This is a genomic window from Conexibacter sp. JCM 18997 (assembly GCF_055391915.1).
On sequence record NZ_AP043885.1, the window covers coordinates 2606343 to 2624679 of the forward strand.

Sequence of the window (18337 nt, forward strand, 5' to 3'; positions counted from 1 at the left end):
GGGTCGGGGTCAGCCGAAGGCTGGAGGGGCGCGACCGGCCAGGTTGCGAGCCAGGCCACGGGCGACCGCCAGCGGGGCGGCGATCAGGACGAGCAGCGCGGACGGTCCGACGACCTGCAGGCGCAGGTCGGGCCGCAAGGGTGCGGCGTGGACGAGCAGGCGCCGCGCGCGGCCGAGGAGCACGGCCAGCGCCATGGCCAGCAGGCCGGGGACGGCGAGCAGGACGTGATGCCCGGCCGAGGCATGATCGTCGGTGGCGAAGACGTCGCCGACCTCGTGGATGCCGAGGATGGCGAGGGCCAGCAGAGCGGCGGCCCGCAGGGTCATGCCCCGATGATACGAACGGGGCGGGCACACCGTGCCCGCCCCGTCGCGGTCCTTCAGATCAGCGCGAGGCGCTGATCAGCACTTGGCAGAGCCCTTCGACGTACCGACGCCGCCGGCCTCCTGGGTCAGCTCGAGCGTGACCGCACGCGAGCCGCCCTTGCAACCGCCGACCGCCTCGAGCAGGCCGACCTTCTTGCCCTTCGAGGTGAAGGTCTTCTTGTCGATCGTCGTCTCGATCGCCGAGATGCCCTGGTTCAGGCCGCCGATCGGGTGCTGCAGGTTCGACGGGATCGAGAACGAGAGCGAGACGCCAGAGCGGTTGGACGTGAACTTGCCGTCCAGCGCCTGGTTGACGCCGATGACGCAGTTGCCACCGGCAACCGTGATCGTCGGGGCGCCCTTGAGGAACACCGCGACCGCGCCGTTGCCGGCGTTGTACAGCGTGACCGCCAGGTTGCAGGCGATCGACGTGTCGTTGGGGTCGGTGGCCGTGCCGACCAGGTTCTTCACGTAGCCGCTACCGATCTTGGCCGCCTTGTTGCAGCCCGTGTCGGACTGGGCGGAGTTGATCGAAGCAACCGTGCAGGTCTTCAGACCGGCCGTGTTGGCCTTCATGCCGGCGAACGTGACCTTGAAGGCCGAGGCGGTCGTCGGACGAGCGGTGCCCGTCGCGTTGACCGTCAGCGTCAGCGACGCCGGGACGGGCTTCTTCGTGGAACCAGCGGTCGCGGGCGACGTCGACGCGGCGATGTCGTAGCTGGTCGCCTGCGCGAACGCGGCAGTCGACGTGGTGAGCAGCGCCGCAGCAGTGACGCCGAGGACAGCGAGCTTTCGCAAGGGTGGGACTCCTCCGGGTGGGGTGGTGCTTTCACACAGACAACACGCGGGACGGCCGGAAAGACCGCCCCGCGCGTGAGGGTCGTCACACTAGCGATTGAACGCTGACGATCAGCCGATCAGCAGGCGAGATCCGCTGTCGCAGTCTCGGACTGGCCGGCCTCCGACAGGAAGTCGACGGCGATCGGGCGCTTGTTGCCCTTGCAGGCCACCGACTCGTAGTAGCCGCGGGTCTTGCCGCCCTTCTTGACGGTCAGCTTCTTGATCGTCGACTGCACCTGCACGACGGCGTTGTCCAGGCCGCCGATCGGGTGCAGCAGGTTGGCGGGCACATCGAACTGCAGCGCGGTGCCGCCACCGTCGAACGACACGTACCGGGCGTCGATCGCCTGGCTGATGCCGATCACGCACGGCTTGCCCTGAACCATCGTCGAGGGGCCACCCTGCAGGAAGATCGACGCGCGGCCCTGGCCGCTGTTGACGATCGTCAGGTTCAGGTTGCACTCGATCGACTTGTCCGTCGGATCGGCGGTCGAGCCGGCGGCGTTGATGATGTAGCCGGAGCCGACGACCGAGCCCTTCGGGCAGCCGCTGATGCTCTGCGCCGCGTTGATCTGCGCGGCGGTGCACTTCGGGAACAGCCCGCCGTTGGACTGCACGCCGTAGAACCCGATCGTGTAGCGCTTGACCGGGCTGGGCCGCTGACCGGTGGCCTCGCCGACGGTGTAGTCGAAGTCCAGCGAGATCGGCAACGGCTTCTTCTTGCTGCCCGGCGAAGACGGTGAGGTCTTCCCGGTGACCGTGTAGGTGTTGACCTGGGCGCCGTAGGCGACCGCGGCAACGACGAGCGCCGCGATGGCGGTGACCGCCAGCACAGTGATCTTTCGCATCCTCTCTCCTCCAAGAGACGGGGTTGGAAAGGCGCCAGTGTTCACGACTCCCCGTCCAGAAGCAACCCCGAGGTGGCGAACTCGCGCCGCTACCTTCCGTCGCCTGCCGTGCGCCCGCCCGTCGCCGACATCGCCGCCCCGCCGTTCCCGGTCAAGCTCAAGTGGATCAACGTGGCCACGCTGCGCATGGACAAGCAGCGTGGGCGCCCCGTCCTGATCGAGTTCTGGGACTTCTGCCGGGTCAACTCCCTGCGCACGCTCCCCTACCTGAAGGCGTGGCACGAGCGCTACGCCGAAGCCGGCCTGCGGGTCGTCTCCGTGCACTGCCCGGGCTTCGCCGCGTCGCGGGACCCCGATGCCGTGCGCGAGGCCGTGCAGCGGCTGGGCATCGAGCATCCGGTGCTGATCGACACCGAGTTCGAGCTGTGGTCGCTGTACGGCAACGAGGGCTGGCCCGCGCGGTACCTGTTCGACCAGCACGGCATGCTCTTCGACGTCCACTTCGGCGAGGGCGGCTACGCCGAGACCGAGCTGGCCATCGGCGAGCTGCTCGGCCTCGACGTCGCGCCGCTGCCCCCGCTGCACCCGGAGGACGCGCCCGAGGCGCTCGTCGTCGTGCCCACGGCCGACCAGCCGGGCCCGTGGTCGGGCCCCTACGAGGCGGGCGGCGTGTGGGCCGTGCTGGACGGCACCGGCGCGGTCGAGGTCAACGGCCACGAGGTCGAGGTCGACCACGCGGGCGCGTATCGCTTGATCGAGCACGAGCGCCACAGCGAGGGCGTGCTGGACCTGCAGGTCGGTCCCGGCGTGCGCTGCCACGCGGTCTGCTTCACCCCGGGGCTGGCGCCCGAGGGCGCCGTCGCGACGCCCGACGAGCCCGACGTCTAGAGCAAGCGCTCCAGCCGCGGCGCGGCGCCGTCGTCGCTGACGCGGATCGCGCCGCCGGCCCGGTACGGGCTGTCGGCCGCCGCCTCACGCGTCGCGCCGCCGACCACCCAGGAGCCCACGTTGATCAGCCGCCCCCACTCGCTGCGGTCGTCGCCCGGCAGCGGGCCCGTGCGGTGCGAGTGGCCGAAGAGGATGTGCGCGGCGTCGATCTCCAGGTGCCCGGCGACGGCGTGCATCGCCTCCAGCGACGCGCGGCGCAACGCCGTCCCGCTGATGTCGGCCCGCACCGGCCCCAACCGCGCGCGGTTGACGGCGGCGACGGCCAGCGGGAAGCCGCCGGCCAGCAGCAGGCTGCGCAGCCCGCCCCGCCGCCCGGCGGTCAGCACCCGGTAGGCCTGCGAGGCCGCACCCGACGCGCCGGTGCCGAGCTCGTCCGGCGCCCACGCCCCGACCGCGTCCAGCCAGCCGTAGATGGGCGTGAGGCGGCGCTCGTAGTCGCTCGGCGTGGCCCGCGCCGGCACCGGCCCGAGCTGGCGCAGGTTCACCCCCGCGGCCAGGCGCTCGAAGGTGGGCAGCGTGGTGTGCAGGTCCAGGTAGTGGCCGTGCAGCGCGTAGACGTCGTCGCGCAGCCACAGGCCCGGATAGGCCACGCTGGTCGGGACGCCGAGCGCCTCGGCCACCTGGCCCGCGGTCCACGACGCGTCGGCGGGCGCGATGCGCTGCTCGAGGCCCAGCTGCGGCGGGCCGTCGCGCCCGAGGCGCTCGAGCCAACCGTCGATCAGCCCGTGGTCGTGGTTGCCGGCCACGACGACGACCTCGTCGACCGCGGCCCCCAGGCGCTGCAGGACGGGGCGCGCGGCGGCCAGCACCTCGCGGGCCGGGCCGTGGCGCAGCTCGAGCAGATCGCCGAGCAGCACGAGCCGCTGCACGCCGTCCAGGGCGGCGACCAGCGCGTCGAGCGCGGCGGGATCGTGGCGCAGGACGTCGGAGTGGTCGCGACCGCCGAGGTGGAGGTCGCTGATGACGAGGCTGGTGGACATGGAGCGGGGCGGCTCGGGCCGCCCCGCCGCATTGTCACAGGGTGCTGATCTGCGCGGGCGCCTCGGCCACCGGCGCGAGCGGCTCGAGCATCGCCGCGGCGGCCGCGGCGCGCACCTCGGCCAGGGCGGCGTCGGCGCTGGCCAGCAGCTCGTCGGGGGTGCGGCCGTCGGCCGGGTACATCGCGATGCCGATCGCCGCGTTCATGTGACCGACCTCGTCGCGGGTGTACTCGGCCAGCGACTGCTCGATGCGGCGGGCCAGCGCGGCGGCGCCGGCGGCGTCGCAGTCGGCCACCACGGAGACCTGATCGCCGGCCGAGCGGGCCACCAGATCGGTGCCGCGCAGCTGGCCGGCGAGCTCCTGGCCGAAGGCGGTGATCGCCGGGCTGCCCATCGCGTGCACGTCCATCGTCAGCACGGCGAAGCGCTGCGGGTCGGCCGCGACGTTCGCCGACAGCCGCTCGTGCAGGCGATGCGCGTCAGCGGCGATCGCGTGCTCCTCGCCCGCCGTCTCGCGCCGCTCGTACAGCAGGCGGCCGGCCAGGGCGATGGCCATCACGGCGCCGGCGGTGATCAGCGCGGCGGGGCCGGCGCTGGTCGCGCGGTCCGGGCCGATGACCGCGGCCAGCAGCTGGCCGACGGCCAGGGCGCCGGCCTGCCAGGCCACCTCGGCGCGGGTGCGGCCGACCTGGCCGGCCACCAGCGCGAGGGCGATCGCGAACGGCCACGCGGCGATGACGCCGCGGTCGAAGGCGATGCCGGCCGCGCAGGCCTGCAGGGAGGCGGCGAGCAGGAGGACCTGCAGCGAACGCTCGCTGAGGGCGCTCCAGCGCTTCGTGGCCCAGGTCAGGCCGGTGGCGACGCCGATCGCGGCCAGCAGGTAGGCGTTGCGGTCCGCGTAGGTGCCGAGCAGGGCGCCGAGCAGCGCCGTGATCGTCCAGCCGCCGACGATGGCGGCGCAGACCAGGCGGCCAAGGCGATTACGTCGAAGGTCGGACGGCGACTCTGGCGCCGCCATCCCGGGGCTGACGATCTTCATAGTGGTCCCGTGGTCGGACGATCGGCCAGGGACTTGAGAAATCGTTTTGAAATGAGCCGTTCGTGGGAACGGCGGCCCGTCCGTCAGGCTGACTGCGCGGCCATCGCCTGGCGGATGGCCTTGGGCAGCATGAAGCGGACGTCCTCGCGGATGACCTCGAACTCGGAGACGTCGTCGACGCCGCGATCGCGGAAGTAGCCGACCAACCGCTCGACCAGCTCCTCGGGCGCGCTGGCGCCGGACGAGATGCCGACGACCTGCTTGCCCTCCAGCCATTCCTCGCGCACCTGCGACTCGTTGTCGATCAGGTGCGACTCGGCGCCGTAGTCGCGAGCCACCTCGACGAGGCGGACGCTGTTGGACGAGTTCTGCGAGCCGATCACCAGCACGAGGTCGCACTCGCCGGCCATCTGCTTGACGGCCGCCTGGCGGTTCGTCGTGGCGTAGCAGATGTCGTCGGTGCGCGGGCCCGTGATGTGGGGGAACTTCTCGCGCAGGCGGGCGATGATCGTCTTGGTCTCGTCGACCGACAGCGTCGTCTGGGAGATGTAGGCGATCCGCGTCGGATCGGAGACCTCGAGGTTGTCGACGTCGGCCTCGGTCTCGACCAGGACGATGTGCTCGGGCGCCTCGCCCATCGTGCCCTCGACCTCCTCGTGGCCGCCGTGGCCGATGAGGACGATCGTGTAGCCCTCGGAGGCGAACTTGACCGCCTCGCGGTGGACCTTGGTGACCAGCGGGCAGGTCGCGTCGATCGTCTGCAGCGAGCGGGCCGCCGCGTTGGCGTGGACGGCCGGCGAGACGCCGTGGGCGGAGAAGACGACGGTCGCGCCCTGGGGCACCTCGACCTCGTCCTCGACGAAGATCGCGCCCTTCTGGCGCAGGCCCTCGACGACGTGCTTGTTGTGGACGATCTCCTTGCGCACGTAGACCGGCGCGCCGTGCAGCTCGAGCGCGCGTTCGACCGTCTGCACGGCGCGATCGACGCCGGCGCAGTAGCCACGCGGAGAGGCGAGCAGGAGGCGCTGGACCATGCCCACAGCCTAGTGGTGTGGGTGCGGCGGCTCTGTTAGGTGCGTCGCAGTTCGCGCACGAGCTGCAAGACCGTCTCGCCCGAGGCGTCGAGGCTGCGGGTGGAGAGCTGGTCCATCGTGTCGCAGGGCTTCTGCCAGCACGGGTAGTCGAAGTCGATCAGGTCGATCGCCCGCATGCCCGCGCGCACGAAGGGCGTGTGGTCGTCCTGGATCTCCGAGCGCACGTCGTCGGGGAAGTAGCTGGCCGTCCCGACCTTGCGCGAGGCCGCGCGCAGCTTGTTCCACAGCACCGGGTCCGAGCCCGCCTCGCGCGGGATGCTCAGCCCCTTCTGGGCGATGAAGTCCAGGACGATCACCGCCTCGGCGTCGATCGTCTGGGCGGCCGCCTTGGATCCGCGCAGCGCCTGGTCGTAGAACTCGCCCTGCACGGGATAGGTGTCGGCCTCCTCGCCGTCGGTGAGCAGGAAGCGGATCGGGCGGTCGGTCGGCTTCTGGTCGCGCTTGAGCGCCCGCGCCAGCTCGATCACCGCGCCCACGCCGGCCGCGCTGTTGTTCGCGCCGACGTAGCCGGGCACCGGCGTGGTGTCGTAGTGGGCCACCAGCAGGATCGGCTTGCCCCGGCCCGGCAGCTCGCCCTCGATGTTGCGCAGGCCGTCCCCGATGTCGACGAAGTGCCCGTCGGGGAGTGCCTTGACCAGGAACTCCGCGGCCGCGCGCTGGGCCTCCGAGCGCGGCGGGCGCGGGCCGAGCGCGACCTGCTTGCGCGCCCAGTCCATCGCGGCCGGCGCGTCGAAGCGATCGACCTTCGGACGCGCGCTGGCCACCGTCGCCACGGCGGCGGCCGGCGCGGCCTTCGTCGGCACCGTGGTGGTGTCGTCGTCCCCGCCCCCGAACAGCGCGAAGCCCGTCGAGGCCTGCCAGATCAGCAGCGCGCCCAGCACGACCTGGATGCCCAGCGCCCAGAACAGCAGCTTCGGAGTCAGATTGGGTGTCTCATCCGCCACGGTGCGACCCAGCGTAGGTAGTCTCGCGGGGAGGAGATGCAGCAACACGGAGATCGTCTGAGCGCGGTTGACGTGTCCTTCCTGGCACAGGAGGGGCCGTCGTCCCACATGCACATCGGAGGCGTGACCGTCTTCGAGGGACCGCCGCCGCCGTTCGAGGACCTGCTCGACCTGCTGCGCTCGCGGCTGCATCTGGTCCCGCGCTACCGCCAGAAGCTGGCCACGCCGCCGCTGGCCACCGGCCGCCCGCTGTGGGTCGACGACCCGAGCTTCGACCTCGAGTACCACCTGCGCCAGAGCGCCCTGCCCTCCCCCGGCTCCGAGGAGCAGCTGCTCAACCTCGTCGGGCGGATCTTCTCCCAGCAGCTGGATCGCTCCAAGCCGCTGTGGGAGATGTACGCGATCGAGGGCCTGGAGGACGGGCGCTGGGCGATGATCACCAAGACGCACCACTGCCTGATCGACGGCATCGCGGGCGTCGACCTGGCCACGGTGCTGTTCGACCTGGAGCCGGTGCCGCGCGTCGTCGACGGCGGCGGCGTCCCCTGGGAGCCCCAGCGCGAGCCGTCGGGCGTGGAGATGCTGGCCAAGGGCGTGCGCGGCCTGGTCCGCACCAGCCTGAGCCTGTCGGAGGGCGCCGTGCGCGCGGCGACCCATCCCGAGCGCACGATCGCCTCCGGGCTGGAGGCGCTGGAGGGCGTCGGCGAGATCGCCTGGCTGGGCCTCAACCCCGCGCCCGCGACGCCGCTGAACGTCGAGATCGGCCCGCACCGCCGCTTCGTCGGCGTGCGCAACCGGCTGAGCGACTTCCGCACCGTCAAGTCGGCCTTCGGCACGACGATCAACGACGTGGTGCTGACCGTGGTCGCCGGCGCGTTGCGCGAGTGGCTGTGGTCGCGCGGCGTGCGCAGCGAGGGCCTGGAGCTGCGCGCCCTGGTGCCGGTGTCGATCCGGGCCAAGGACGAGCGCGGGCAGATGGGCAACCGCATCGCCGTCGTGCGCGGGCCGCTGCCGGTCTACATCGGGGATCCGCTGGCCCGCCTGGCCGCGGTCAAGGAGGCGATGGACGGGCTGAAGGAGTCCAAGCAGGCGCTGGGCGCGGAGGCGATCGCCAACGTGCAGGAGTTCGCGCCGCCCACGATCCTGGCCCAGGCCTCGCGCATCCAGTTCTCCACGCGGCTGTTCAACCTGATCGTCACCAACGTGCCCGGGCCGCAGCTGCCGCTGTACGTGTGCGGCCGCGAGCTGCAGGACGTCTATCCCGTGGCCTTCCTGCCCGAGCGCCACGCGCTGGCCGTGGCGATCATGTCCTACAACGGCTCGATCAACTTCGGGCTGCTGGGCGACCTCGACGCGCTGCCCGACATCGACCAGCTGGCCGCGGGCATCGCGGCCGAGCTGGCCGAGCTCGTGCGCCTGGCCGGCGAGAAGCAGGCCAGCGACGCACCCGCCGGCGCGCCGGCGCCCGCCTAGGCGGCGGCCACGTCGGTCGTCGCGTCGGCCCGTCCGGGCACGGTCTCGGCGTTGCCCGCGCGGTCGATCGCGCTGCTGCTGAACGCGTAGTGGTGCCCGGGCTGCACGTCGACGCGCAGCTCGCCGCTGCCGGCCAGCTCGCCCACCTGCTGGGCCTGACCCCCGTCCTTGGCCGCGTACACGCGCACGCTGCGCAGCCCGGCCACGCGCACGTAAGGCGGCCCGAGCGGATCCTCGGCCTGCACCGCGACGACGACCGAGTCGCCGCTGGCCTGGGCGGGCGCGGTCACCGTCGAGGTCGGGGGGCGCCGATCCAGGCGGGCGGCGCGCTTGACCGCGGCCAGCGCATCGACGATGCCCCAGCCCAGCTGCTGGTTCCAGCCGCTGCGCGGCGCGCGCTGGGCGGTCTGCTTGATCACCTTGATGACGTCGCCCGGACCGAGGTCGGGGTTCAGGTCGCGCACCAGCGCGGCCGCGCCCGCGACGATCGGCGTGGCCATCGAGGTGCCCTCCAGGAAGGCGTAGCGATCGTCGCCGAGCAGGCCGCTGCGGCACAGGCATGGCTTGCCGACCGGCGCGCCGATCTCGATCCGCGGGCGCGCGGCGCTGGTCGGGAACGCGCCGATGACGCCGTCGGGGCCGTCGCGGTCGAACGAGCCGTAGGCGGCCACGGAGATCTGCGACCCGTCGCCCGCGAAGCCGGCCTTGCCGCCGCGGAAGTCGGCGGCGGTGACGCTCAGGCCCTTGCCCACGTCGAGGAAGCGGCCGGTTCCCGTGGGCTGCAGCAGGTTCGCCGGGTCGCCCTGCTCGGTGGTCGGGTGGTCGGCCGCCGCGGCGACCATCACGACGCCGCGGGCGTAGGCGTAGTCGATCGCGTCGCGGATGGCCCGGGGCGGGTCGGCGCGGTCGTCGGTGCCGATCGACATGGTGATGACGCTGGCGCCGGCCTTCGTGGCCGCGACGATGCTGTCGACCAGGCTGCTGTCGGACAGGTCGGAGCGCACGACGATCAGCCCGCAGCCGTAGCCGGCGCCCGCGATGCCGGTCCCGTTGCCCGGCTGACCGCAGACGAGCGAGGCGACGTGCGTGCCGTGGCCGCTCTCGTCGACCCTGGGCGACCCGTGGCGGCGGTCGCCGTCGCGGTCGATCGCCCGGCGGATCTTCGGGGCCAGGTCGGGATGCGTCGCGTCGACGCCCTGGTCGATCACCGCGACCGCGACGCTGTCGCCGTCGGCGATCGCCCAGGCGGCCGGGAAGTTCTCGCGCACCGCCCACCACTGGAGCGTCTCGCCGTCGGCCTGCGGCACCGGATCGACGAGGTGGAGTCCCGGATCGTCGGGGATCAGCCGCTCGTGCGCGCGATGCTCGATGTCGACGGCGCGCACGCGCGGGTCGGTGCGCAGGCGCCGGGCGGCGGCGCGCAGCGACTCGCCGGCGCGCGGGCGCACGACCCGCAGGCCCACCTCGGGGACGTCGCGGCCGGTGGCCTGGACGCCGGCCACCGGGGCGGCGCGGGCGTCCGGGCGCAGCGACACCAACAGCCGGCCGGTGGGCTGCGCTTCAGCGGCCGCAGGCCACAGCAGCCCGACCGCGCAGGAGACGAGCAGGAGCCGCCGCATCGGCCGCTCAGGATAGTGACGAACGTCGCGACCGAGCGCGTGTATCGTTCGCGCATGGCTGTCGAGGACACCGGCCTGATCGGCCCCGACGAGACCGCGTACCGGCTCGAGCTCACCCCCGCCCAGCTGAAGGTCACGTGGACCGCGCTGAAGACGTACTTCGATGGCCTCGGCCACGACGAGCACGACGTGCGTGACGTGGCCGGCGAGGTGCTGGCCAAGCTGCCGGGCGAGCATGACATCCGCGCGATCGACCTCGATCGCGAGCGGGCCCGCCGTGCTTAGTCGCTGCTAACGCACCACTTTCCGGCATTGACCGTGGTCCCGGCCGAGGGATACGGTCGGAGCATGCCTGCCATTCTCGCCGAATTCACGTTCGGCCAAGCATTGCTCGTGGTCATCGAGATCTTCCTGTTCGTGATCTGGATCTGGATCCTGATCACGATCATGCTGGACCTCTTCCGTGATCACGAGATCTCCGGGTGGGCGAAAGCCGCCTGGGTCCTGTTCCTGATCTTCATCCCGGTCCTGACCGGGCTGGTCTACCTGATCGTCCGCGGCAAGGGCATGCGCGAGCGCGCGATCGCCCAGCAGCGGGAGATCCAGCAGGCGACGGACTCCTACATCCGCCACGTCGCGGCGTCGCCCGCCGACGAGCTCACCAAGCTCGCCGACCTGCACAGCAAGGGCGTGCTGAGCGACGAGGAGTTCGCGTCGCTGAAGGCGAAGGTCGTCGCGTAGGGGCTAGTGCCCTGAGTCACTAATTCGCCCGCATCTGGCGGCGCCGGAATCGTGTCTGCCGGCACTCGCCATCACCACCCGTACCACCAGTACGACAGGTGATGGCGATCACCGGCAGACCCGCCCCGCCATCCACCAGCTGCACACGAATTACCGACTCAGGACACTAGAAGCCCAGCGCGAACTTCGCGTCCTCGGACATCCGGTCCGGGGACCACGGCGGTGTGAAGGTCATCGTCGACTCGACCGCGGTGACATCGGGCAGCTCGCTGACGAACTCATCGATCTGCTCGGTCACCTGCGGTCCGATCGGGCAACCGGGGGTGGTCAGCGTGAACGTCACATGGACGGCGCCGCCTTCGACCTCGATCCCGTAGATCAGCCCGAGCTCGACGAAATCCAACCCGAGCTCGGGATCGATCACGTTGGAGAGGGCCTCTTCGACATCCTCGACGGAGGGCATACGGGAAGTGTAGAGGTACCCACACCTCGCCCGGATCGCACATCCCTAGGCTTAGGTCTACCGATGCTCCCGCTCCTCCTGCTCCTGTTCGTCCTGGTCCCGATCGCGGAGCTGTACGTGATCATCCAGGTGGGTCAGGCGATCGGCGTGTGGCCCACGATCGCGATCCTCGTGGCCGACTCGATCATCGGCTCGGTGCTGCTGCGCGTGCAGGGCCGCGCGGCCTGGCGGCGCTTCAACGCCGCGGTCTCCGAGGGGCGCATCCCCACGCGCGAGGTGCTCGACGGCGTGCTGGTCATCGCCGGCGGCTTCGCGCTGCTGACCCCGGGCTTCCTCACCGACATCATCGGCATCCTCTTCCTGCTGCCCCCCACGCGCGCCCTGATCCGGCGCTTCGCGCTGGCCAACGTCGCCACGCGCATGGCGGCGGGCGGCGCGAGCTGGGGCGCGGGCCGCGTGGCCGGCCGCTGGAGCGGTCCCCGCGAGCCCTACGACGTCGACGGGACCGCGAGCGAGCGGCCGCGGGAGCAGCTGCCGTGACCGTCGATCCCGCGCTCGAAGCGCCCCAGGTCCCCGACGGCGCCGGGTTCTCCGACGCGGTCACGTTCTCCTTCGGCGACGAGCACGTCGGCGTGTTCGGGATGGCCCGCGCGGGGCTGGCCGACGGGGCGGGCAGCGGCCTGGCGCTGCTGTTCGCCGAGCGCGTCCCGGTCGCGGCCCGCGCCGAGGGCGGCGTCGCGCTGGCCGGCTCCGGCTGGGAGGCGATCGACGCCGCGGGCGTGACGACCACGGTCGACGCGCCGCTGGAGCGCTGGACGGTGACGTTCGCGTCCCCCGAGGGCGGCTTCACGCTGGCCTTCGCGGCGATCGGCGCGCCGGCCATCGTGCAGGGCGGCGGGATGCGCGGCTACGAGCAGCTGTGCCGGGTGACCGGGACCGCCACGGTCGACGGTCGCCCGATCGCCATCGACTGCCTGGGCCAGCGTGGCCATCAGTGGGGCACGCCCGACTGGGATCACCTGGCGATGGCCCGCACGGTGGGCGCCTGGCTGTCGCCGCAGCTGGCGGTCGTGATCGGCGCGTTCCGCCCGGCCAAGGCCAAGGACCACGGCAAGGACGAGATCGACGCCGTGGTCCTGGAAGGCGCTCCGGTCGCGCCGGTGGCGATCGCCGACCCGCTCGTCTCCACCGCCTTCGACGACGACGGCCACCAGCGCCGCGTCGGCTGGGAGCTGTGGCCCGACGACGAGGACGGCTACGCCCGCCGCGGCGCCGGCGAGATCCTGTGCGGCACGTCCCTGGACCTCGGGCGCCTGACGCTCGACTGCGCGTTCTTCCGCTTCCGCATGGAAGGCCGCGAGGGCGTCGGTCGCTACGACGTCCTCCGCCGCGCGTAGCTCCGCTTCCCCTGCGTCGACCTGTCGCCGTTCCCTGCCCCGCCGGGTCGCTTCCGCGCGGCGTCTTGACAGAAGACTGTTTGCGATATATCGTTATGCATCGTCGATAGTCAAAGACCGATAGGAGAACGACATGCATGCTCATGCAATGCACCGACAGATGGATCCCCGCGCGCTGGAGTGGCTGGCCATGACCGGTCGTGGACGGCACGGCGGAGGCCATCGCCACGGCCCGGGCCGTGGGCCGCGGGGCGGAATGCCGCCCTTCGGGATGCCCGGGATGGGCGGACCCGGCGGTGGCTTCGGCCGCGGCCGGCGGATGGGCCGCGGCGATGTCCGCGCCGCCATCCTGGTGCTCCTCGCCGAGGAGCCCCGCAACGGCTACGGCCTGATGCAGGAGATCGAGCAGCGCAGCCAGGGCGCGTGGCGCCCCAGCCCCGGCTCGGTCTACCCCGCGCTGTCGCAGCTGGAGGACGAGGGCCTCGTCCGCTCCACCGAGCGCGAGGGGCGCAAGCTCTTCGAGCTCACCGACACGGGCAACGCCCACGTCGAGGAGCACCGCGAGGAGCTCGGCTCCCCGTGGGAGCAGGCCAGCGGAGGGGTCCGCGAGGGCGCCTTCGAGCTGCGCGACCTGATCTGGCAGCTCGGCGCTGCCTCGATGCAGGTCGTGCAGGCCGGCTCGCAGGAGCAGGTCGCCAAGGCCCGCGAGGTGCTGACCGAGGCGCGCCGGTCCCTGTACCGGATCCTCGCCGATGACGCGCCCGAGACGCCGGAGTCGGAGACCGACTCCCAGGCCTGACGGGCCAGCCGGATCCGCGCCGCGCGGCAGGAAGTTCCTGTCGCGCGGCGTACTTTTGGCACGTCACCCCTCACATGGAAGGCCGGGTCGTGTCCACATCGCCTGTTCCCACCCTGCAGGACGTCAGCAAGCTGTGGTGGTTGCTGGCGCTGTTCGGCGTCGCCGTCCTCGCGGTCGGCGTCTTCTTCGTCGTCTCCCCGCACGAGACCCTGAGCACCTTCACGGTGATCGCCGGGATCTTCCTGCTCGTCGACGGCATCTTCTCGCTGCTGGGCTCGATCTTCGGCCGGGGTGAAGGCCGCGGCCTGCTGGCCATCATCGCGATGGTCAGCCTGCTGGCCGGCCTGCTGCTGATCAAGCGCCCGTTCGACACGCTCGTCGTGTTCGCGCTGATCGTCGGCCTGTGGTTCGTGATCGCCGGAATCGCCCGCCTGGTCGCCGCGATCGCCGAGCGCGAGGGCCGCAGCGGCAACCTCGTCATCGCCGCGCTCGACATCGTCGCCGGCGTCGTGATCCTGGCCTGGCCGGACCTCGGCCTGTCGACCTTCGCGGTGATCCTGGGGATCGTCCTGATCATCCGCGGCCTGCTGTTCATCGCCGCCGGCTGGGCCCTACGGAGCGTCGAGCACGAGCTGGAGCGCGCTCCAGCCGTTTAGTTGTCGCAGCCCATCCGGTCCCAGATGTAGAGCTCCAGGCACTCCGACGCGAGCTCCATCGCGCGCTCGCGCGACAGGCTGGGGAGCACGGTCTCCAGGGCCTGCTCCTCGGCCACGCCGGCGTCGAACGCCTCCTCGCCGCGGAAGCCCGCCGCGATCTTCAGCGCCTCGCGCCGGTTGTCGCCCAGCGCGGCGAAGGCGCCCACGAGGAACTCGCGGTTGGCGATCGGCGTGCCCACCTCCAGCGAGGCGTGCCACGCGGCCAGCATCGACAGGTCGTGCTCGTCGAGGTCGGCCACGGCCTGCACGTAGTGGCGCTCGAGCTCGCCCTCGGGGATCTCGTCGACCCACGCGCGAACCACTTCGCCGACCAGCTGTCGACGCGCCTCGCGACCGATGGACTCGGCTACGACTCGGATGGCATCTTGCGGTTCGATGAAACAGAGGGGCATCGCAGCTCCCGGACAGGGCGGATGACGTATCGAGTCGGGACTGTAGGTGGCGGTTCAGACGGCAAAGCTGTGCGTCAGCCGCCGCCGAACTCGGACCCCGAACCACCTTCGACGACCGGCGAGCCCGCCGACGCGGCGGGCGGCGCCGGCGAAGTCCCTGCTGTGGGCGTGTTCGTGGTCCGGAACTCGGAGCGAGCAGTCGTCGCGGCCGGCTCCACGGGGCGGGCCGGCGGCGGCGGCGACGACGCGGCCGCCCGGGCCCGAAATTCGCGCGTGTTGCGGGGTGTGGTGGCCGGCCCGGCCGACCGGAACTCGCGCGTGCGCGTGCGTGTGAACTCGTGTCGGGGCCGGGCCGGGCGTGCCGGCTGGGTCACGGTGGCCCGCGGCGCGACCGTCGCGGCGGGCGCTGGGATCGGTGCGGCGACCGGACCGGTCGGCGTCACCAGCGCCACCCGGGTGGCCGGTGGCCGCACCGGTGCCGTCGTGCGCGCCACCGCCGTGCGCTTGGGCGCCGTCCCGGCGCCGTGCACCGCGATCGCGCCGCCACCGCCGGCCACGACGGCGGCCGAGGCGACCGCCGCGAGCTTGGCGCCCGACACGGCCTCGGCCCCGCCCTGCAGCTTCACCGCCCACAGGCCGGCGCGTTCCTGGACCGCCACCCACGCGCCCTCGATCGCGCGCAGCGCACCCTCCAGCCGCCCGCCGCCGCTGGCTGCGCCGGCGGCGCCCACGACCGGCGCGGCGGGCAGCACGCCCGCCAGCCCGGGCCCGGCGACCCGCAGCTCGCGGACCGTCGCCCGGCAGCCGGCACAGCGGCGCAGGTGCGGGCGCGCGGCGGCCACCTGCTCCGCCGTGGCCTCGCCGTCGACCAGCGCCGCGACGACCGGCGCCCAGCGCTCGCACTCCTCCCCCGCCTCGATGCCCGCGTAGCGGTTCAGGAACGCCCGGCGCCCCTCGGTCACGCAGCGGTTGACCTTGGTGTAGGACCAGCCCTGGCGATCGGCGATCTCCGCGTAGGACAGGCCCGACGCCTTCAGCCACAGCGCGGTCAGCTCCTGCGGCTTGAGCCGCTGCAGCGCCTCCGCCGAGCGCGACAGCCGGTCCCAGCGCAGCACGCGGTCCTCGGCTGCCTCCGCGCCCGCGCCGACCGCGGCGTCCAGCGCCTCCTCCTCCGTGCCGACGAGCTCCAGGCGCGCCTTGCGCACGGCCATCGCCTCGTGCTTGACCACGACGTGCAGCCAGCGGTCGACGGTGGCGGGATCGAGCGTCGCCGCCCGCTTGAGGAAGATCTCCAGCGCTCGCTGGTAGGCATCGTGCGCGTCGTCGGCACACAGCGAATGGCGCCGTGCGGTCCGCAGCAGCGCCGGCGCGTGCTCGCGGATCGTCCGCACGACGAGGTCGTGACCGTCGTCCATGCCCTGCACGAGGCCACGGTGGCGCGGATTCGCCCCCGCGCCGACGCTGATTGGACAGACGTCGGAGACCAAAAAGGCGCAAATTGCGCGCGTTGGGCGTTCCTGTGGCACGATCGCGGGGATGGTGAACACCGTGTCCGTGGTCATCCGCGTCTCGCTCAACGGGGAGTGGCGCACCGCAAACTTCAGCCGCCGCAACTGCGAGCTGGCGCCCTGGGGCGGCCCGGCGGGCCTCAAGCGCGCGCGGCGGATGCTGCGCCGGGGCGAGCTGATCTCGGTCGACATCGGCGTCGACCGGGGCGACGGCTTCCCCAACACGCTCCCGGATGGCCCGTACTGGTTCGCGGCCGAGCGCGCCGACTTCGAGGAGCGCGTCCGCACCCTGCTGGCCCAGCAGTGGAGCGACAGCCGCTTCGGCCGCGAGGGCAGCGTCGGCTTCGTCTCGCCCACGGTCCCACCGGCCGTGGCCATCGACCCCGTGCTGCTGGACCGGCTCGAGCATCCACGCCGCCCGCGCTGGTGGCGCTAGCCGCGTCGTGCGCCGCCCCCTCGCCCTGCTCTGCGCCCTGGCCGGCCTCGCGCTGCCGGCGACCGCGCAGGCCGCCGACACGCCGCTGACCGGCCTGACCGCGGACAGCGGCGGGCTGCTCTCGACGGGCACGACGGTGGCCAGCGCCAACGGCGCGACCGTGTCCCGGCTGGACGGCGGCGCGTTCGTCGCCGCCCCGTCGGCGGCCGGGCGGGTGCTCGATCTGGGCACCGACCGCGGCGGCGCCGCGGTCCTCGTGCGCGCGGGCTGCGGCGGCGGGGTCGCCCTGTGCACGACGCCCCTGACGGCCGCCACGCCGGTAGGCCGGATCGCCGCGATCGATCCGCGCCACTGCCTGACCACCGGCGCCGCGATCGACCGGGGCCGGATCGCGCTCGCCGTCGTCGCGCGCAAGGGTCGCGCCGGCCAGCGCTGCGCCGCCGGCGTCTACGAGCGCGCCGCCGGTTCGGCCCAGGCCAAGCGGCGCTACGCGGTCAAGCGCTGGCGGATCGGCAACCCGGTCGAGCTCTACGGCGTCGACGTGTCGATCGACCTGCGCGGCGCCACCGCGCTCGTGCGCATCCACCAGAGCAGCTTCGAGGTCGGCGACGCGCCCGACGACAGCACCCGCCTGATCAGCGTCGCGCTGGCCAGCGGGCGCGCCCGCACGGTGGCCACCGCGGTCAACGCGGGCGACGGCGGGGGCCTGGAGCTGCGCGACGCCGCGCTCGGACCCGAGGGCATCGTGGCCGTCGGACGGTGCGTCGACGGGGGCGACGAGCCGACCACCGAGGTCCTGCGCTGGCCGGCCGCCGGCGGCGCGGTCCAGGCGCTCACCGCCGCCCCGTTCACCACGATCGCCGCGGCGACCGCGGCCGATCAGGGCCTCGTGCTGCGCGCGGCCGATGGGTCGGCGACGCTGCGCGACGCGCCGGTGTTCGGCCCGCGCCCGGCGCCGCCGAGCGCCAACTGCGGCCTCTGACCGGCGCTCAGCAGTAGAAGTGCGTCTCGGTGGCCAACGTCCGCCGCTTGGCCGACGGGTCGGACGGCCGGCGGCCGGAGGCGCGCTCGAAGAAGAAGCGGCCGTAGGCCTGAGCGCCCACCTGCGGGCAGTCGACCAGGCGATCGACCGTCACGGTCACGGGGTAGCGCTGCTTGCGCCCGCACGAGGCGCAGTCGCTGACGTAGGTCCCCGTCGCGGTCGCGGTCGGGCTCCCCCAGCCGGTCCACACCAGGTCGCGCAGGTAGGGACCCGAGTTGGCGGTGAAGAACCAGCGCCCGGGCTCGACCATCGGCTCCGGATACAGCCCGAAGAGCACCGCGCCGGCGGCCGGGTCCGCTCCGCAGCCCAGCGTGCCGCCGCGCGCGATGTCCGGCGCCAGCGGTTGCACGGTCAGCGTCTGCGGCACGCCGTCGCGCCCGATGCGCACGCTCACGCTCTTGCCGACACGCCCGCCGTACACCCGCGCCTCGTAGCAGTGCAGGCTGGGGCTGACGTCGACGACCGAGGTCTCGTCCCCGTCGATCGACACCACCGTGCTCGGGGAGCCCGCCACCTTGAACGGCAGCGCGGCGGCCGTGCGGAAGACCACGACGGTGGCCGCGGAGTCCTTCGAGCTCGGCAGCGGGCGGAAGTAGGCCACGGCGCCGGTGACCTGCGGCGCGGCGGCCGCCGGTGCGGCAACGGCGACCGTGGCCAGGACGGCGAGGGCGAGCGAGCGGATGAGCATCGCG

The 18337-nt window shown here is 72.8% G+C and carries 22 protein-coding genes; 10 read left to right on the top strand and 12 right to left on the bottom strand.

What is annotated here, in order from left to right; all coding sequences use genetic code 11:
• Positions 1-9 precede the first annotated feature (9 nt).
• The 3 genes from ACZ5UI_RS13250 to ACZ5UI_RS13260 form a co-directional block, all read right to left on the bottom strand.
• Positions 10-327, bottom strand: coding sequence for a hypothetical protein (locus ACZ5UI_RS13250; protein WP_464197669.1), 318 nt, complete (start codon positions 325-327; stop codon positions 10-12).
• A 75-nt stretch (positions 328-402) separates the two neighbouring features.
• Positions 403-1164 carry a hypothetical protein gene (locus tag ACZ5UI_RS13255; protein ID WP_464197671.1) on the bottom strand — a complete coding sequence of 254 codons (762 nt, stop codon included), beginning with the start codon at positions 1162-1164 and terminating at the stop codon, positions 403-405.
• 119 nt (positions 1165-1283) lie between these two features.
• Complete coding sequence (locus tag ACZ5UI_RS13260; protein ID WP_464197673.1) at positions 1284-2054, bottom strand: hypothetical protein; 771 nt, start codon at positions 2052-2054, stop codon at positions 1284-1286.
• 108 nt (positions 2055-2162) lie between these two features.
• On the opposite strand from ACZ5UI_RS13260, the gene ACZ5UI_RS13265 reads away from it, so the two are divergent.
• Positions 2163-2942, top strand: a complete 780-nt coding sequence (locus ACZ5UI_RS13265; RefSeq protein ID WP_464197675.1) for a redoxin domain-containing protein — start codon at positions 2163-2165, stop codon at positions 2940-2942.
• On the opposite strand, the gene ACZ5UI_RS13270 is transcribed toward ACZ5UI_RS13265, so the two are convergent.
• The 4 genes from ACZ5UI_RS13270 to ACZ5UI_RS13285 form a co-directional block, all read right to left on the bottom strand.
• Positions 2939-3982 carry a metallophosphoesterase gene (locus ACZ5UI_RS13270; protein ID WP_464197677.1) on the bottom strand — a complete coding sequence of 348 codons (1044 nt, stop codon included), beginning with the start codon at positions 3980-3982 and terminating at the stop codon, positions 2939-2941. The genes ACZ5UI_RS13265 and ACZ5UI_RS13270 overlap by 4 nt on opposite strands.
• A gap of 34 nt (positions 3983-4016) precedes the next feature.
• Positions 4017-5021, bottom strand: coding sequence for a diguanylate cyclase domain-containing protein (locus ACZ5UI_RS13275; RefSeq protein WP_464197679.1), 1005 nt, complete (start codon positions 5019-5021; stop codon positions 4017-4019).
• Between the two features lie 83 nt (positions 5022-5104).
• Positions 5105-6055, bottom strand: coding sequence for a 4-hydroxy-3-methylbut-2-enyl diphosphate reductase (locus tag ACZ5UI_RS13280; protein ID WP_464197681.1), 951 nt, complete (start codon positions 6053-6055; stop codon positions 5105-5107).
• Positions 6056-6090: 35 nt separating this feature from the next.
• Positions 6091-7059: a M28 family metallopeptidase gene (locus tag ACZ5UI_RS13285; RefSeq protein ID WP_464197683.1), complete on the bottom strand. Its 969-nt coding sequence runs from the start codon at positions 7057-7059 to the stop codon at positions 6091-6093.
• A 72-nt stretch (positions 7060-7131) separates the two neighbouring features.
• On the opposite strand from ACZ5UI_RS13285, the gene ACZ5UI_RS13290 reads away from it, so the two are divergent.
• On the top strand, positions 7132-8532 hold the full coding sequence (locus ACZ5UI_RS13290) for a WS/DGAT/MGAT family O-acyltransferase (RefSeq protein ID WP_464197685.1): 1401 nt from the start codon (positions 7132-7134) through the stop codon (positions 8530-8532).
• Here the strand turns inward: ACZ5UI_RS13290 and ACZ5UI_RS13295 are convergent.
• Positions 8529-10151, bottom strand: a complete 1623-nt coding sequence (locus tag ACZ5UI_RS13295) for a S8 family peptidase (protein WP_464197687.1) — start codon at positions 10149-10151, stop codon at positions 8529-8531. The two genes, ACZ5UI_RS13290 and ACZ5UI_RS13295, sit on opposite strands and share 4 nt — an antisense overlap.
• Before the next feature lie 54 nt (positions 10152-10205).
• On the opposite strand from ACZ5UI_RS13295, the gene ACZ5UI_RS13300 reads away from it, so the two are divergent.
• Together ACZ5UI_RS13300 and ACZ5UI_RS13305 are read left to right on the top strand one after the other, a co-directional pair.
• The gene (locus ACZ5UI_RS13300; RefSeq protein ID WP_464197689.1) at positions 10206-10436 is read left to right on the top strand and encodes a hypothetical protein; all 231 of its coding nucleotides are present in this window, start codon (positions 10206-10208) and stop codon (positions 10434-10436) included.
• Between the two features lie 63 nt (positions 10437-10499).
• A complete protein-coding gene (locus ACZ5UI_RS13305) occupies positions 10500-10892 on the top strand; it encodes an SHOCT domain-containing protein (RefSeq protein ID WP_464197691.1) in 393 nt (130 codons plus the stop codon).
• A 166-nt stretch (positions 10893-11058) separates the two neighbouring features.
• Here the strand turns inward: ACZ5UI_RS13305 and ACZ5UI_RS13310 are convergent, their stop codons facing one another.
• Positions 11059-11355 carry a metal-sulfur cluster assembly factor gene (locus tag ACZ5UI_RS13310; protein ID WP_464197693.1) on the bottom strand — a complete coding sequence of 99 codons (297 nt, stop codon included), beginning with the start codon at positions 11353-11355 and terminating at the stop codon, positions 11059-11061.
• A gap of 63 nt (positions 11356-11418) precedes the next feature.
• Here ACZ5UI_RS13310 and ACZ5UI_RS13315 point away from each other — a divergent pair, with 63 nt between their 5' ends.
• The 4 genes from ACZ5UI_RS13315 (at position 11419) to ACZ5UI_RS13330 (ending at position 14207) form a co-directional block, all read left to right on the top strand.
• Positions 11419-11895: an FxsA family protein gene (locus ACZ5UI_RS13315; RefSeq protein WP_464197695.1), complete on the top strand. Its 477-nt coding sequence runs from the start codon at positions 11419-11421 to the stop codon at positions 11893-11895.
• Positions 11892-12752, top strand: a complete 861-nt coding sequence (locus ACZ5UI_RS13320; protein WP_464197697.1) for a hypothetical protein — start codon at positions 11892-11894, stop codon at positions 12750-12752. The genes ACZ5UI_RS13315 and ACZ5UI_RS13320 overlap by 4 nt, the downstream gene beginning before the upstream one ends.
• A 148-nt stretch (positions 12753-12900) precedes the next feature.
• Positions 12901-13551: a PadR family transcriptional regulator gene (locus tag ACZ5UI_RS13325; RefSeq protein ID WP_464197699.1), complete on the top strand. Its 651-nt coding sequence runs from the start codon at positions 12901-12903 to the stop codon at positions 13549-13551.
• Between the two features lie 89 nt (positions 13552-13640).
• The gene (locus tag ACZ5UI_RS13330; protein WP_464197701.1) at positions 13641-14207 is read left to right on the top strand and encodes an HdeD family acid-resistance protein; all 567 of its coding nucleotides are present in this window, start codon (positions 13641-13643) and stop codon (positions 14205-14207) included.
• Here ACZ5UI_RS13330 and ACZ5UI_RS13335 read toward each other — a convergent pair.
• Both ACZ5UI_RS13335 and ACZ5UI_RS13340 read right to left on the bottom strand, forming a co-directional pair.
• Positions 14204-14569, bottom strand: coding sequence for a hypothetical protein (locus ACZ5UI_RS13335; protein ID WP_464197703.1), 366 nt, complete (start codon positions 14567-14569; stop codon positions 14204-14206). The two genes, ACZ5UI_RS13330 and ACZ5UI_RS13335, sit on opposite strands and share 4 nt — an antisense overlap.
• A 164-nt stretch (positions 14570-14733) precedes the next feature.
• Positions 14734-16074 (bottom strand): RNA polymerase sigma factor, encoded by a 1341-nt coding sequence (locus tag ACZ5UI_RS13340; RefSeq protein WP_464197705.1) that lies wholly within the window; start codon positions 16072-16074, stop codon positions 14734-14736.
• A gap of 133 nt (positions 16075-16207) precedes the next feature.
• Between ACZ5UI_RS13340 and ACZ5UI_RS13345 the strand changes: the two genes are divergently transcribed.
• Both ACZ5UI_RS13345 and ACZ5UI_RS13350 read left to right on the top strand, forming a co-directional pair.
• A complete protein-coding gene (locus ACZ5UI_RS13345) occupies positions 16208-16603 on the top strand; it encodes a hypothetical protein (protein WP_464197707.1) in 396 nt (131 codons plus the stop codon).
• 7 nt (positions 16604-16610) lie between these two features.
• A complete protein-coding gene (locus ACZ5UI_RS13350; RefSeq protein ID WP_464197709.1) occupies positions 16611-17585 on the top strand; it encodes a hypothetical protein in 975 nt (324 codons plus the stop codon).
• A gap of 7 nt (positions 17586-17592) precedes the next feature.
• Here the strand turns inward: ACZ5UI_RS13350 and ACZ5UI_RS13355 are convergent, their stop codons facing one another.
• Positions 17593-18333: a hypothetical protein gene (locus ACZ5UI_RS13355; RefSeq protein ID WP_464197711.1), complete on the bottom strand. Its 741-nt coding sequence runs from the start codon at positions 18331-18333 to the stop codon at positions 17593-17595.
• Positions 18334-18337 lie beyond the last annotated feature (4 nt).